Annotated in this window: 12 protein-coding genes; 9 read left to right on the top strand and 3 right to left on the bottom strand. The window is 60.2% G+C overall.

Going from position 1 to position 14,107, the window contains the following annotated elements:
• The first annotated feature begins 7 nt into the window (after positions 1–7).
• From WA845_RS14710 to WA845_RS14690, 5 genes are all read left to right on the top strand, one after another.
• Complete coding sequence (locus WA845_RS14710; protein WP_112555494.1) at positions 8–1,510, top strand: sugar ABC transporter ATP-binding protein; 1,503 nt, start codon at positions 8–10, stop codon at positions 1,508–1,510.
• The gene (locus tag WA845_RS14705; RefSeq protein ID WP_004438211.1) at positions 1,500–2,477 is read left to right on the top strand and encodes an ABC transporter permease; all 978 of its coding nucleotides are present in this window, start codon (positions 1,500–1,502) and stop codon (positions 2,475–2,477) included. The genes WA845_RS14710 and WA845_RS14705 overlap by 11 nt, the downstream gene beginning before the upstream one ends.
• Before the next feature lie 39 nt (positions 2,478–2,516).
• Positions 2,517–3,248 (top strand): SDR family oxidoreductase, encoded by a 732-nt coding sequence (locus WA845_RS14700; protein WP_004438213.1) that lies wholly within the window; start codon positions 2,517–2,519, stop codon positions 3,246–3,248.
• Between the two features lie 88 nt (positions 3,249–3,336).
• Entirely contained in the window at positions 3,337–4,947 is a 1,611-nt protein-coding gene (locus WA845_RS14695) for an FGGY-family carbohydrate kinase (RefSeq protein WP_112555495.1), read from the top strand.
• A gap of 56 nt (positions 4,948–5,003) precedes the next feature.
• Positions 5,004–5,729 carry an SDR family oxidoreductase gene (locus WA845_RS14690; protein WP_337322436.1) on the top strand — a complete coding sequence of 242 codons (726 nt, stop codon included), beginning with the start codon at positions 5,004–5,006 and terminating at the stop codon, positions 5,727–5,729.
• Positions 5,730–5,833: 104 nt separating this feature from the next.
• On the opposite strand, the gene proP is transcribed toward WA845_RS14690, so the two are convergent.
• Positions 5,834–7,354: a glycine betaine/L-proline transporter ProP gene (gene proP / locus WA845_RS14685; protein WP_004438219.1), complete on the bottom strand. Its 1,521-nt coding sequence runs from the start codon at positions 7,352–7,354 to the stop codon at positions 5,834–5,836.
• A gap of 164 nt (positions 7,355–7,518) precedes the next feature.
• Positions 7,519–7,815, bottom strand: coding sequence for a PRC-barrel domain-containing protein (locus WA845_RS14680; protein WP_004438228.1), 297 nt, complete (start codon positions 7,813–7,815; stop codon positions 7,519–7,521).
• Positions 7,816–8,047: 232 nt separating this feature from the next.
• Here WA845_RS14680 and WA845_RS14675 point away from each other — a divergent pair, with 232 nt between their 5' ends.
• The 4 genes from WA845_RS14675 to WA845_RS14660 all read left to right on the top strand — a co-directional run bounded on the left by WA845_RS14675 (position 8,048) and on the right by WA845_RS14660 (position 12,949).
• The gene (locus tag WA845_RS14675; RefSeq protein ID WP_035208568.1) at positions 8,048–8,887 is read left to right on the top strand and encodes an inositol monophosphatase family protein; all 840 of its coding nucleotides are present in this window, start codon (positions 8,048–8,050) and stop codon (positions 8,885–8,887) included.
• A gap of 48 nt (positions 8,888–8,935) precedes the next feature.
• On the top strand, positions 8,936–9,544 hold the full coding sequence (locus WA845_RS14670) for a dual specificity protein phosphatase family protein (RefSeq protein WP_006698666.1): 609 nt from the start codon (positions 8,936–8,938) through the stop codon (positions 9,542–9,544).
• Positions 9,538–11,223, top strand: a complete 1,686-nt coding sequence (locus tag WA845_RS14665) for a metallophosphoesterase family protein (protein ID WP_112555497.1) — start codon at positions 9,538–9,540, stop codon at positions 11,221–11,223. Before WA845_RS14670 ends, WA845_RS14665 begins: the two co-directional genes overlap by 7 nt.
• Positions 11,224–11,305: 82 nt before the next feature.
• Positions 11,306–12,949: a Na/Pi cotransporter family protein gene (locus tag WA845_RS14660; RefSeq protein ID WP_112555499.1), complete on the top strand. Its 1,644-nt coding sequence runs from the start codon at positions 11,306–11,308 to the stop codon at positions 12,947–12,949.
• Here the strand turns inward: WA845_RS14660 and WA845_RS14655 are convergent.
• Positions 12,946–13,932, bottom strand: coding sequence for a LacI family DNA-binding transcriptional regulator (locus WA845_RS14655; protein WP_044459769.1), 987 nt, complete (start codon positions 13,930–13,932; stop codon positions 12,946–12,948). The two genes, WA845_RS14660 and WA845_RS14655, sit on opposite strands and share 4 nt — an antisense overlap.
• Positions 13,933–14,107 lie beyond the last annotated feature (175 nt).

The raw sequence follows: 14,107 nt of genomic DNA, 5'->3' as shown, positions 1-14,107 counted from the left end.
GGGTGAAATGCTGGAACTGAATGGAATAAGAAAAAGCTTTGGCAAGATCGAAGTCCTGCGTGGCGTCGACCTTGAGGCGCGCGCCGGCGAGGTGCATGCGCTTCTGGGCGAAAACGGCGCCGGCAAGTCGACTCTGATGAAGATCCTGAGCGGCATCCTGCAGCCCTCGGAAGGAACGATCCGCATTGACGGCAAGGATCGCCGCTTCGCCAATTACGATGAGGCGATTGCCGCCGGTGTCGGCATCGTGTTTCAGGAATTCAGCCTGATCCCTTATCTCAACGCCGTTGAAAACATGTTCCTTGCCCGCGAAATCCGCGGGCCGCTGCGCCTTCTGAACAAGGGCGCGATGCGCAAGCGCGCAGCCGAAATCATGGGCCGGCTCGCCGTGGATGTTCCGCTTGACGTCCCGGTGCACCGCCTTTCCGTCGCCCAGCAGCAATTTGTCGAAATCGCCAAGGCCTTGTCATTGGATGCCCGCATTCTGATACTGGACGAACCCACCGCCACGTTGACGCCTTCCGAGACGGAGCACCTTTTCAAGGTCATGCGCGAGCTGCGCCGTCAGGGCGTGGCAATCATCTTCATTTCGCACCACCTCGAAGAAATATTCGAGATTTGCGACCGCATTACCGTCCTGCGCGATGGCGAGCTGATCGGCTCTTGCCTGACGTCGGAGGTCGACAATGACCGCCTGGTTGAAATGATGGTCGGCCGGCGCATCGAAGCCAGCTTCCCGCCGAAGCCGCAACTCGATCCTTCCGCCGCGAAGGTGATCGAAGTCGAGGAGCTGCAACTGAAGAAGGGCGGCCCTGTTTCGCGTTTCGCGCTGCGCAAGGGCGAAATTCTTGGTTTTGCCGGGCTCGTTGGTTCAGGCCGCACGGAAACAGTTCTCGCCATGCTCGGCGCGCATTCCGCGACGCGCCGAAAGATCAAGCTCGATGGCGTCGATACGCGTTTGTCAGGCCCCGATGATGCGCTGACGCGCGGCATTGGCCTGCTGCCGGAAAGCCGCAAGGAGGAGGGACTGATCACCAGCTTCTCCATCCTGCAGAATATCTCGCTCAACAATTACGGCAAATACCGCAAGGCGCACTGGTTCCTCGATCTCAAGAAGGAACTGGAGTACACGACAAAGGCCATGGCGCAGGTGCAGGTGAAGGCACAAGGGCCTTACGCCCGCGTCGACACGCTGTCCGGCGGCAACCAGCAGAAGATCGTTATCGCGCGCTGGCTGAACCACGACATGCGCGTGCTGATCTTCGATGAGCCGACACGTGGCATCGATGTCGGAGCGAAGGCAGAAATCTATTCGCTGATGCGCGAATTTGCTGCCAGGGGCCATTCGATCATCATGATCTCCTCGGAACTGCCGGAAGTCATCGGCATGTCCGACAGGGTCTGCGTTTTCCGGTCCGGCGGCATCGTTGCCACGGTCGAGGGAGACGACATCAATTCAGAAACAATAATGACAAACGCCACCACCGGGAGAGTTGAACATGTCGCTTGATGCAAACACCGGCGTTGCCGCGAAAACGGGCGGTTTCAGTCTCAGTGCCATGCTGCGCTCGCCGCTCGCCCTGCCGCTGGCGGGTCTGATTGTCGTATCCATCCTGATGGGGCTTGCGAGCGACAATTTCTTCAGCCTCAACAACATCATGAACGTGCTGCGGCAGGTTTCCGTCGTTGGCATTCTGGCCGTTGGCATGACTTTCGTCATTCTGACCGGCGGCATCGACCTGTCGGTCGGGGCGGTCATGGCGCTTATCGGAACGCTTTCCGCTGGCCTGATGGTGAACACCGGCCTCTCGCCTGCAATTGCGCTGCCGGCCGGCCTGTTCATCGGTCTCGGTATCGGCATCTTCAACGGGGCGCTTGTCGCCTGGGGCAAGATGCCCGCCATCATCGTCACACTCGCCACCATGGGCATGGCCCGTGGCCTTGGCCTTATCTATTCCGGCGGCTACCCCGTCAGCGGTATTCCGAGCTGGATTTCCTGGTTCGGTGTCGGCCGTATCGGTGTGGTTCCCGTCCCAGTCGTCATCATGGTGGTGATCTACGCCATCGCCTGGGTGCTGTTGCAGCGCACCGCTTTCGGCCGCCACGTCTATGCGCTCGGTGGAAACGAACTGGCAGCCCGTCTTTCGGGCGTGAAGACCCAGCGCGTCAAGCTTGCCGTCTATGGCATCTCCGGCGTCACGGCAGCATTTGCGGCACTGATCCTCACCGGCCGCCTGATGAGCGGTCAGCCCAATGCCGGTGTCGGCTTCGAACTCGATGCCATCGCGGCCGTTGTTCTCGGAGGCACGGCGATTGCCGGCGGCAGGGGCCTCATTCTCGGCACGCTCATCGGCGCGGTGCTGCTCGGCATTCTCAATAACGGCCTCAACCTGATGGGCATCAACCCCTATCTGCAGGATGTCATCAAGGGCGGCATCATCCTGCTGGCCATCTATATCGGACGGGAATGGCGCTGAGCCGGCCCGGAAATATCTTCATAAACGCAGGAGAATTAAATGTCTGAATCGCTGCAAGGCAAGATTGCGGTCATCACCGGCGCCGCATCCGGCATCGGGCTTGCCACCACAGAAGCGCTGTTGGAACAGGGCGCGACAGTTGTGATGGTCGACTGGAATGAGAAAGCCCTGAACGATCTGGTCGCCAAGCTCGGCGACCGTGCCATCCCGCAGGTCACCAATCTGCTGGATGCCGACAGCTGCAACGCGATGATCCCTGAGATCCTCAAGAAGGTCGATCATATCGACATTCTCTATTGCAACGCCGGCACCTATATCGGCGGCGATCTCACCGAAACGACCCCTGAAGCCATCGACAAGATGCTCAATCTCAATGTCAACGCCGTCATGAAGAATGTTCATGCCGTCGTGCCGCACATGTCGGAGCGCAAGACGGGCGATATTATCGTCACCTGCTCGATTGCCGGCCACTTCCCGACCTATTGGGAACCGGTCTATTCGGGCTCGAAATGGGCGATCACCAGCTTCGTGCAGGGCATGCGCCGTCAGATGATCCCGCACGGTGTGCGCGTTGCCCAGGTCTCTCCCGGTCCTGTCGTTTCTGCACTGCTGGCCGATTGGCCGGAGGAAAACCTCCGCAAGGCCAAGGAATCCGGCAGCCTGATCGATGCGAGCGAAGTGGCCGATGCCGTCGTCTACATGCTGACGCGCAAGCGGACCGTCACCATCCGCGACATGCTGGTCTTGCCGACCAACTTTGACCGCGTTTAAAAACGTCTGGAGCGGCGGGAAGCCTGAAACGGTTCCGCCGCTCAAATCTGTTCAAGCACCGGATGATCCGCTCCGAGGAGTATCGCAAATGGCTTCCTATCTTGTTGGCGTCGATGTCGGGACCGGCTCGGCGCGGGCCGGTGTCTTCGATGCGGCGGGTAAGCTCCTGGCCACCGCCAAGCGCCCGATCAGCATGCATCGAGAAGACGGCGGCATAGCCGAGCAATCGAGCGCAGAGGTTTGGCAGGCGGTTTGCGATAGCGTGCGGGAAAGCGTTTCGCGCGCTGGTATCGATCCGGCTGAGGTCGCCGGCATCGGTTTTGACGCAACCTGCTCGCTCGTTGTCCGCGGGCCAGATGATGAGACCCTGCCGGTCGGCGCTGCCGATCATCCCGAACGCGATATCATCGTCTGGATGGACCACCGCGCCGTTGAACAGGCGGAGCGCATCAATGCGGGCGAACATGCCGTCCTGAAATATGTCGGCGGCCGCATTTCCCCGGAAATGCAGACGCCCAAGCTGCTGTGGCTCAGCGAAAACAGGCCGGAAATCTATACGCGCGCCGAGCATTTCTTCGACCTGACGGATTTTCTGACATGGAAGGCTTCCGGCGCGCTCGATCGTTCCGCTTGCACGGTGACTTGCAAGTGGACCTATCTCGCCCACGAAAACCGCTGGGATGCGGAGTATTTCGCCAAGATCGGCCTAGGAGATCTGGCGGAGCAGGGCTTTCGCCGCATCGGTGAGAGCGTCGTCCATCCCGGTACGGCGCTGGGCGCTGGGCTAACCGAAGATGCGGCAAAGGCTATGGGGCTGGTTGCTGGTACCGCCGTTGCGGCGGGCCTCATCGATGCCCATGCCGGTGGTGTCGGCACGGTGGCTGCCGGTGGTGATGCTTCGAAATGCCTTGGTTATGTCTTCGGCACTTCCTCCTGCACCATGACCACCACTGCCGAACCCGCTTTCGTGCCGGGTGTCTGGGGTCCTTATTACTCCGCGATGGTTCCCGGCGCATGGCTGAATGAGGGCGGTCAGTCCGCTGCCGGTGCGGCCATCGATTATCTGGTTCAGCTACATCCGGCAGTCCCCGAAGCGAAAGTGCTTGCCGAGAAGGATGGCAAAGCCTTACCGGTCTGGCTTGCCGACCGCGCCCTCGGCCTCGCCGAATCCGCTTCCGCCGCAGCAAAGCTTGCAGAGGATTTTCATGTGGTGCCGGAATTTCTCGGCAACCGCGCACCCTTCGCCGATCCCCATGCCCGCGCGGTGGTTGCCGGGTATGGCATGGAAACCGGCGTGGATTCCCTTGTCGCGCTTTATGTGGCCGGGCTTCTCGGCCTTGGTTACGGGCTTCGTCAGATCATCGAAACGCAGGCCCGCAACGGCGCGCCGGTGGAAACCATCAGTATCAGCGGCGGTGCGGGTGCCCACCCGCTTGCACGGCAGTTGTTGGCCGATGCGACCGGGCTTCCCGTCGAATTGACCGAATGCGAGGAGCCGGTGCTGCTTGGTTCGGCCATGCTGGGCGCCGTCGCCGCCGGAACCTATCCGGACCTGATGGCGGCGATGCCCGCGATGTCGCGTATCGCCAGCTGTGCGGCTCCCGATCCCGCTTTCCAGAAGGTTCATCAGGCACGCTACGACGCCTTTCTTGCGTTGCAGAACGCAGCGCGCGCCATTCGCGCCGCCAGCCATTCCTAAGCCGCGTCACAAGCTTAGATCATCCGGCCGCATTGGCCGCAAATAACGAGGATTCCATGCAGTTTTCCGGAAAATCCGTCATCATCACCGGCGCAGGCAAAGGCATTGGCCGCGCCTGCGCGCAGCTGATGGCCGCACGTGGTGCGGAGGTCGTGGCGATCAGCCGCACGCAGTCCGATCTCGACAGCCTCAGAAGCGAAATCGGCGGCCGTTCGATCCGAGCCGATCTTGCCGACGTCGCCGCCACCCGCGCCGCCATGGCCGAAGCCGGCACCTGCGATTTCCTGATCAACAGCGCCGGCATCAACGTGCTGGAAAGTGTGCTTGACATGAGCGATGCAGGCTACGAGGCCGTGCTGGGCATCAATCTGCGCGCAGCCATCGTCACCTGCCAGGAATTCGCCCGCGCGCGTGTTGCAAGGGGCGGCGGCGGCGCCATCGTCAACATCACCTCGATTGCAGGGCATCGCGGCTTTCAGGATCACCTGTGTTATGCGGCGTCCAAGGCCGGGCTTGAGGGCGCAACCCGCGTGCTTGCCAAGGAACTTGGCCCGCATGGTATTCGCGTCAATGCCGTCGCGCCCACCATCACACTCACTGAACTGGCTGCGGAAGCGTGGAACGATCCGGTCAAAAGCCAGCCTATGATGGTGCGTCATCCGCTCAATCGCTTCGCAGAAGCGGAAGAGATGGCGCAGAGCATCGCGCTGCTGCTTTCCGATGACAGCAAGATGATTTCCGGCGCCGTATTGCCAGTGGACGGCGGCTTCCTCGCCGTTTGAGCAAAACAACAGCTGCTCTCGGCGCAGGCCTATTGAAACCTGAAAAAATCGATGCGCGGGGTGCGATACGCATTGCCCGCGCATTTCATCTATGACGGATGGAGTTAGTTCAGGTCCGGGTGCCGGCCGACGAGCTGACTGCGTTTCGCCTGCAGAATTTCCTTCTGCTGTTCCAGTTTGAGAAGCTCCTCGTCAATCTCTTCAACGCTTTTTTCGATGTGCAGATATTGCGCGGCGAGAAGCGATTTCGCCTCCTTGCGGCTGGAGGCGTTGGGCGTATCGCCATAGAGAGGCCGGTTCGCCGTCTCTTTCAGAAAGAAGGTCGTGACAATGCCGAAGACAGCGGCGACCATGAGGTAATAGGCCGGCATATAGATGTTGTCGGTCGCTTCCACCAGCCAGGCCGTGGCCGTTGGAGTCAGGCCGGCGACGATGATCGAGATGTTGAACGCGATCGCCAGGGCGCTATAGCGTATGCGCGCCGGGAACAGGGCGGGCAAGGTCGAGGCCATGATTCCGATCAGGCAGTTCAGCGCGACGGCGAGAATAAGCAAGCCGAAGAAAATCTGGACCACCTGCCCGCTGGCGATGAGATGGAAAGCCGGTAGCGAGAGAAAAAAGATCGCCGTGCTGCCGACAGCGAGGAAAGGTTTGCGGCCTATCCGGTCGCTCAAAAGCCCGATGGCCGGCTGGACGAACAGCATACCCACCATGACGGCGATGATGATGAGGACGCCGTGATCCTCGCTGTAATTCAGCGTCTTTGACAGGTATGTGGGCATGTAAGTCAGCAGCATGTAGTAGGTGACATTGGTGACGAGAACCATGCCGATGCAGATTGCCAGCGAACGGAGATGTTTGCTGGTGATCTCCGCGATGGGGACCATGGGCCGTTCCTTCAGCGACTGACGGTCCTCCTCTTCAGCGCGGTGAAGGCGTTCGGTGAAAGCCGGCGTCTCCTCCGCGGCGTGGCGAAGATAAAGGCCGATCAGTCCGAGCGGAGCGGCAAGGAAGAACGGAATGCGCCAGCCCCAGTCAAGAAATTTCGCCTCACCCATGGCGGTGCTGAGCAGCACCACCAGCCCCGCGCCAAGCACAAAACCGGCAATCGAGCCGAAATCGAGCCAGCTGCCGAGATAACCGCGTTTGCGGTCGGGCGCATATTCCGCCACGAAGATGGCCGCACCGGTATATTCCCCGCCCACGGAAAAGCCCTGAACGAGCTTGCAGAGCAGCAAAAGGATAGGGGCCCAGATGCCGATGGTCGCATAACCCGGAATGAGGCCGATGCAGAAGGTGCTGGCCGCCATGATGATAATGGTGAGAGAGAGGACTTTCTGCCTCCCGAACCTGTCGCCCATCGCCCCGAAGAAAACGCCACCTAGCGGACGAATGAGAAACGGCACCGAAAATGTCGCAAGTGCCGCCACTGTCTGAACGGCGGGGGCAGCCTCCGGAAAGAAGACCTTGCCAACGGCGTAGGCGACAAAGCCGTAAACACCGAAATCGAACCACTCCATGGCATTTCCGAGGGCGGCTGCCGTCACGGCTTTTTTGACCTTCTCGTCATCGATGACGGTCACGTCGTCAATGCTCAGTGGGCTGGCCTGAATCTGACTGTTCAATTGTTGTCCCCTTGAATGCCTTGCAACCATTTATTGCGCGACGTGAAAATGCGTGACATGCGCATGTGTTCCATTTGCAGGCGGAAGCGGTGCGGGGCGGGGTGTGCCCCAATAAACGAACGCCCGGCAATGGCCGGGCGCTTCTGAAATCTGGTGGGATGCATTCAGTGACGATGCTCGGGCATGTCCTTCAACTGATCCTTCGTCCATGAGGTCACTGCGTGGACATCGCCGTCCTCATCGCGCATGAAGTCAAGGTCGCTGAGCGGAACTGCGACGGGCTTTGCGCCGATGCCGAGAAAGCCGCCGACATCGATGATCGCCGTGCTGCCGGCGCCGACGCCGTGTACGTGGTCAACCTTCCCGACCTTGTGGTCATCGGCGCCATAGACGGTCGCGCCTTCTAGAACCGACGGCGTCAGTTCGGTTTCAACCAGACGTACGTGATTGCTATGATCCATTTTTTCCTCCTGTCGTGGTTTACAGGAACGAAACTCCCGCGTTGCAAAACCGTTCCATTGGCTGTTGCTCGCAGTCATTGCGCTGCCTCGCGAACAGACCTGCAAGCTTCCGGAATGAACATGCCGATACTTTGTCATTCGATAGTCATGTTTGACCGAGAAAACCCTCTTGAAATTAATGAACGCGTGTGCAATATGAACACGCGTTCACTCAAAAGAAATGGTTTTGCGCATGGACTCGATGCCCTATCCGGATACATTGGCAGCTCGCGCTGAACTGTGCCGCAGCGTTATTTTATCCGCCGGCGAACTGGTGCTCAAAGGTTTTCAGGGTGAGGCGACACGAAGCTTCTCCATGAAGGGGCCGCAGGATTTTCTGACTGTGACCGATGCGGCTTCCGAGGCGCATATTCGCGGGGCGATCTCGGCTTGTTTCCCAGACGATAGTTTCTTTGGTGAAGAAGGCGGCGGTGAGATCGGCGATCGGGTGTGGGTCGTCGATCCCGTTGACGGCACCGCGAATTTCGCGCGTGGCATCCCGCATTTCTGCATCTCCATTGCTTATGTCGAGAAGGGGCGAACGGAAATCGGCGCGATCTATAATCCTGCGCTTGACGAGCTTTATTTCGCGCGTCGCGGTGAAGGAGCAACGCGCAACGGGCAGCCGATTCAAACCGCGGAAACGACGCGCTTTGATGCGTCATCGATCGAGATGGGCTGGTCGACCCGGGTCGCGAATTCCACATATCTCGATATCGTCAGGAACCTGCTCGATATGGGCAGCAATGTTCGTCGTGCAGGCTCTGGAGCGCTGGCACTTGCCTATGTGGCCGACGGTCGTTCCGACGCCTATCTCGAATTACATATGAATTCATGGGATTGTCTTGCGGGCTTGCTACTCGTCAGCGAAGCTGGCGGCGATGTCTGCCCATTTCTGGAGATTGGCAGTCTTCGGGATGGCGGGCCTGTTCTGGCTGCGGCCCGCGGTGTTGCCAGAGGCGTCAGCCAGGCAGCGAATATACCCCTTGCCGAAAGGACGCCGTCGGACCGGCAGCGCGCCGCCTCGGCCTGATTTCAGGCGAACACCTGTTCGGGGTGTTCGCGCATGTGGAGGAATGAAATGGATGGACCCGTTTATGCCCGCCCGGCAATCAGCCTGATTGCGGAAGGGCTCGGTCCGCATAATGCCGCCCTTTACATCGGCGGCAGCGATGGTGCTGGCGACCGGGAGCTTCTGCGCCGGCACGGCATTACGACCGTCGTTAATTGCGCCGTCAATCTTGATATCAATCTCGTGCAGACGATGGCCGAAGAAGGCGACCGGCGGGCTGTGGGTTATGGTGACATCCGCTATTACAAGCTTGGCCTGATCGACGGCGATGGCAGCCCTGACACCATGATGCTGGGCGCTTATTACATACTCGATGGCGCACTTCGCCAGACCATGCCTAAGCGGGAGACTTATCCCTTTGTCGATGGCGGCAATGTGCTTGTCAACTGCCGCAGCGGCCGCAGCCGTTCCGTCTCGCTGGTGGCGCTTTTCCTGCACAAGCAGCAGCCCGACCTTTATCCGACACTCGACGATGCGCTGGCCGTGATCCGCACGAAACGGGAATTGCGGCCTGACGAATGGTTCGAGACGCCGAAACCGATGCTTTATGCCGCCGCCCGCCGTGCTTCCGAATGGATCGACTTGGTTGAGGGCAGAAAGATCGCGCAATCATGCTGACACATATGCTGCCTTCCGTTGCCGTCATTGCCGATGCGCATTTTCATGATACTTCAGCGGATTTCGGGTTTCCCGGCATCGAAATCGAAGGCGAGCGCATCACCATGCGTAGCTGGTCGGAAACGCGTGAATCCACCCGGGTTTTCAACGAGAGCGCGGATGCATTGCATGCGGCGCTGGAAGAGGTGCGCCAGCGTGGCATTCGCCATGTGGTGCTGCTCGGCGATTATACCGATGACGGCCAGCGGGTGACGACTGAAACGCTGAAGGGCATTCTGGAGCGCCATCGCGATACCCATGGCACCGCTTTTTATGCGCTGCCCGGGAACCATGACATTTTCGGCCCTTGCGGCCGAAATCACACCAAGGAATTCCTGACGGAGAACGGCAGAGGCGTCCTGGTTTCCAGCGATGCGCGCCGCACCGGGGAAGGGGTCGTCATAACCGACCGCATGTACTGCGAAGGTTATCCCGCCGGCCTCGATCCGATGGGGGCTTTCGGTTATTTCCGCCAGCCGGATTATCTGCATTGGGAGACGCCCTTCGGCGCGTCCGACGCGCCGGAAGACCGGCTCTACGACGTGCGCTCTCCCGATGGGCGGAATGTCTATCGCTTGATGGACGCCTCCTATCTTGTCGAGCCGGAAGAGGGCCTCTGGCTACTGATGATCGATGCGAATATTTTCGAGCCGCTCGACGGTGTCTTTCAGCGAGGTGAGGAAGCCGCCTTTACCGACAGCACTTCGGGTGGCTGGAACGCGCTCCTGCGTTGCAAGCCCTTCATCATTGACTGGATTGCCGACGTGCACCACAGGGCGGAGCTGTTCGGCAAGACCTTGCTCGGCTTTTCCCATTATCCGGTGCTCGATCCCTTCGACGGAGCAAGCCGTGCCGAAGGTGCCCTGTTCGGTGAAACCAATGTCGTGCGCCGTACGCCACGCAAGGCGGTGGAAGACGCGCTGGTGCGGGCTGGGTTAACCGTCCATTTCAGCGGGCACCTGCATGTCGAGGGCGTGACGCAGGGTGGGAAGGGTGATAGGCCGCTCACCAATATTGCCGTCCCTTCGCTCGTCGCCTTTCCTCCCGGATTCAAGGTCATCCATCCAGCCCGGCAGGACATCAGCGTGGAAACGGTGGAAATGACCGCTCTGCCGGTCAATGACCGTATTTGCCAGGGTTACGCGCAGGAGACGGTACTGGCAGGTGAAGAGGACGACCCGTCTTTTGCAGCCGGTGATTATGGTGGGTTCCTGCTTGGCCACAAGCGGGCGCTGATCAGACATCGCTATTTCAGCAAGGAATGGCCGGCAGAGATCGTTGCGGCAATCTCCGACAAAACCGTGCAGGAGGTTCTCCTCCTGCTTGGGCAGGATGGCCACGAACTGTCTGATGGACTTGCGCTGTCATTCGAATTGCCCATGTTCGAGCTGATCGCCGACTGGTATTGCCTGCGACAGGCGGCGGGTCTAGCCCTGCCGCATATCCCGCATGAGCGGCTCTGCCTCTATCGGAAATTGGCGCAGCGTTTCGGCCGCGCGCCGGATCGTCACGACGGGTCCGTCAGGAGTTTTATCGAAATCTTCCTCGGAGCGCTCGGCCTGTTTCTTGAGCGCGCAGAAGGCAGCCCGCGCGACATTACGCTTCGGCTCGGGTCGCAGCGTGAACGCGTTGCAGTTTGATCCGACGATTTGCGGAAGGGGCGGTCTATCATGGCTGGGTTGATTGCTGTCCGGCCGCCGGGACGGCAGGCGGGGTGATTGAATGGAATCGGTCGTTGTCGGCATCAACCTGTTCGGCGCCGTGGCTTTGCTGCTTTTCGGGCTTGCGCAGATAAAGGATGGCATGTCACGCGCCTTTGGTGCGAGGCTCCGCATCGGTCTGGCCGCCGGCACGCGCGGCCGGTATCGTTCCTTCTTCGCTGGTCTCGTGGCGACAATCGCCTTGCAGAGTTCCACTGCCACCGCGCTGATGGTCGCCTCTTTCGTCGAGAAGGACCTCATCGCGCCGGCCATGGCGCAGATCGTCCTGCTCGGCGCCAATGTCGGAACTGCGATGACGGCGTGGATTGTCGCTCTCGGGCTTGGCTGGCTGTCGCCGTTGCTCATCCTTGCGGGTGTCATCCTGTCGCGTGGCAAATCGGTGCAGCGGCAGGGAGGCGGGGCGGCGGTGGCCGGTGTCGGTCTCATGCTGCTGTCCCTTCATCTTCTCTCGGCTGCAACTGATCCCATCAGGCAGTCGCCAGCACTGGGTCTCTTTATCGGCATGCTCGGTGATGCCTGGCCTGTGGCGCTGATCTTCTCCGCCGTCCTTGCTGTTCTTGCCTCCTCCAGTCTCGCCATCGTCGTTCTGATCCTGTCGCTTGCCGCCAGCGGCGGCATGGAAACGAGCCTCGTGATCGTTCTGGTGCTCGGCGCCAATCTCGGCGGCGCGGTGCCGCCGGTACTGGCGACGCTGAAAGCCCCGATCGCGGCACGCCGGGTGACGGTGGGAAATCTCGTCGTCAGGGCCATCGGCTGCCTCGCAGCGCTGCCGCTCGCCGGATATGCCGCGGCCCTGCTGGACATGTCACCCTTTTCGCATGCGAATCTAACGGTGGATGCGCATCTCGCCTTCAATTTCGCTGTTGCCGCCTTCGCGTGGCCGCTCTCGCCAGTGCTTCTGCGAGTAACGACGATGCTGCTGCCGGACAGAGAGAGCACCGAAAACAATCACAGCTATCTCGACAGTCACGATCTCGATCAACCGGTTGCGGCGCTTGCCGGCGCAAGCCGCGAGGTGCTGCTGGTCGGCGACCTGATCGAGCTTATGCTGCGGCAGGCGAGTGAGGCCATGCGGGATAGTGATGCCGCAAAGCTCAACGATATCAGCAGCCTGGAGGGCCGGGTCGACCGCCTGCAGCATGAAATCAAGGTTTATGTCTCGAAGGTCGGACAGAATGGCCTGGCCCGCAAGGACCAGCGCCGTGCGATGGATATTGTCGAATATGCCATCAATCTCGAACATATCGGCGATATCATCGAGAAAGGCATCCGTCCGGAGATTGCCAAGAAGATCGATCTCGGCCTCCGCTTTTCCGATGATGGGAAAAGTGAACTTGAGCGTCTTTTTGCCGTCACGCTCGATAATATCCGCATGGCACAGTCCGTTTTCGCCACTCGCAACGCCGATCTTGCCCGTCGGTTGGTGGAAGTGAAGGAAGATGTGCGGCGGCTGGAAAAACAATCGTCAGAAAGCCATCTCCAGCGCCTGCGCGACGGCCGGGTTGACAGCATTCAGACCAGTTCGGTGCATCTGGACATGTTGCGCGATCTCAAGCGCATCAACGCCCATCTTGCAGCCGTTGCCCACCCGATCCTCGATGAGAGCGGGCTGCTGATCGAAAGCCGGATCCGGCAGGCGGGTTAGCGTGCGGTAATGCGCTCCACCATGGAAACGGGCACGACCTGGAGCCGCGTTTCCGGCTCATCGCTGTCAAGAGCGGTCAGGACCTTCTCCGTCAACGCGTCGAAGGACTGGGCAACGGTCGTCAGCTGGTAGCTTTTCCAGCCCGCCTGCGGAATGTCGTCGAAGCCGACGATCGAAATGTCTTCCGGCACCCGGCGGCCCATTTCAAGACGCGCGGCGTCCATGAAGCCGAGCGCGAGCAGATCGGTCACGCAGAAGGCGCCATCGATGGACTTGTCCGCCAGCAATTCGCAGCCGGCCTGATAGCCGCTGTCATAGCTGGTCGGACCACCGGACCACGGCACGACCTCGATACCTTCAACCGTCATGCGCTGGGTGAAGGCACCGGCGCGGCGCAGCTGAGCCGGCGTCTGGCTACCGCTGGAAACGACCGCGACTTTCCTGCATTTCGCCGCCACAAGCCGCATGGCGGCAAGATCGGCGCCATGGGAATCGTCGCTCAACACCATATTCGTGTCGGTGCGATCAAGACGCTGATTTATGAGAATGAGGCGCACGCCATTGGCGATGCATTCATCGACGATCGAGGCCGGCGGTTCGCCGGAAAGGACAACGATGGCCTGCGCGCGGAATTCGAAGAGAAGCTCGATCAGCGGCGCAATGTCCTTGCGGGCATCTGCCGCATTCAGCAACAGGCATTGCAAGCCCCGGCGCAGGAGGCCGATGCTGAGGAGATCGAGCTGTTTTGAAATAAATGGGGAGCTGAGATTGGCACCGACGACCCCGATGAGATTGGAGCGGTCGTTGTTGAGACCCTGCGCCAGACGGTTGACGCGGTAGCCGAGTTCCTGTGCGGCTTTCAGCACCTTGCGCCGGACGGCCTTCGATACGCTGCCGCCGGGTGTGAAGGTACGAGAGACGGCGGAGCGTGAAACCCCGGCCTTTTTCGCCACCTCTTCGGCCGTCACGAACCCTCTTGCCATCCGACTCCCCCGGTTCCGAAATCCAATGCCTGATATCACAGGCTACGGGATGTCGGCTATTCCAATTTCACCAGCACCCCGTCACCCTTGAGAAAAGCTCTCTGGCGTTTCAGGAAATATCCAATCCGTTCCACAGGCGTCGGGACAGGAAAAAAAATTCCTGCCCGGCGCCGTT

Source organism: Agrobacterium sp. CMT1 (assembly GCF_037203725.1).
Lineage (GTDB): Bacteria > Pseudomonadota > Alphaproteobacteria > Rhizobiales > Rhizobiaceae > Agrobacterium > Agrobacterium pusense.
This window is presented reverse-complemented; position numbering and strand designations above follow the sequence as displayed.

What these genes read in the sequence shown, in the direction of transcription:
- WA845_RS14710 (WP_112555494.1), top strand. Translation starts at nt 8, where the DNA reads ATGCTGGAACTGAATGGAATAAGAAAAAGCTTTGGCAAGATCGAAGTC.
- WA845_RS14705 (WP_004438211.1), top strand. Translation starts at nt 1,500, where the DNA reads ATGTCGCTTGATGCAAACACCGGCGTTGCCGCGAAAACGGGCGGTTTC.
- WA845_RS14700 (WP_004438213.1), top strand. Translation starts at nt 2,517, where the DNA reads ATGTCTGAATCGCTGCAAGGCAAGATTGCGGTCATCACCGGCGCCGCA.
- WA845_RS14695 (WP_112555495.1), top strand. Translation starts at nt 3,337, where the DNA reads ATGGCTTCCTATCTTGTTGGCGTCGATGTCGGGACCGGCTCGGCGCGG.
- WA845_RS14690 (WP_337322436.1), top strand. Translation starts at nt 5,004, where the DNA reads ATGCAGTTTTCCGGAAAATCCGTCATCATCACCGGCGCAGGCAAAGGC.
- WA845_RS14680 (WP_004438228.1), bottom strand. Translation starts at nt 7,815, where the DNA reads ATGGATCATAGCAATCACGTACGTCTGGTTGAAACCGAACTGACGCCG.
- WA845_RS14675 (WP_035208568.1), top strand. Translation starts at nt 8,048, where the DNA reads ATGGACTCGATGCCCTATCCGGATACATTGGCAGCTCGCGCTGAACTG.
- WA845_RS14670 (WP_006698666.1), top strand. Translation starts at nt 8,936, where the DNA reads ATGGATGGACCCGTTTATGCCCGCCCGGCAATCAGCCTGATTGCGGAA.
- WA845_RS14665 (WP_112555497.1), top strand. Translation starts at nt 9,538, where the DNA reads ATGCTGACACATATGCTGCCTTCCGTTGCCGTCATTGCCGATGCGCAT.
- WA845_RS14660 (WP_112555499.1), top strand. Translation starts at nt 11,306, where the DNA reads ATGGAATCGGTCGTTGTCGGCATCAACCTGTTCGGCGCCGTGGCTTTG.
- WA845_RS14655 (WP_044459769.1), bottom strand. Translation starts at nt 13,932, where the DNA reads ATGGCAAGAGGGTTCGTGACGGCCGAAGAGGTGGCGAAAAAGGCCGGG.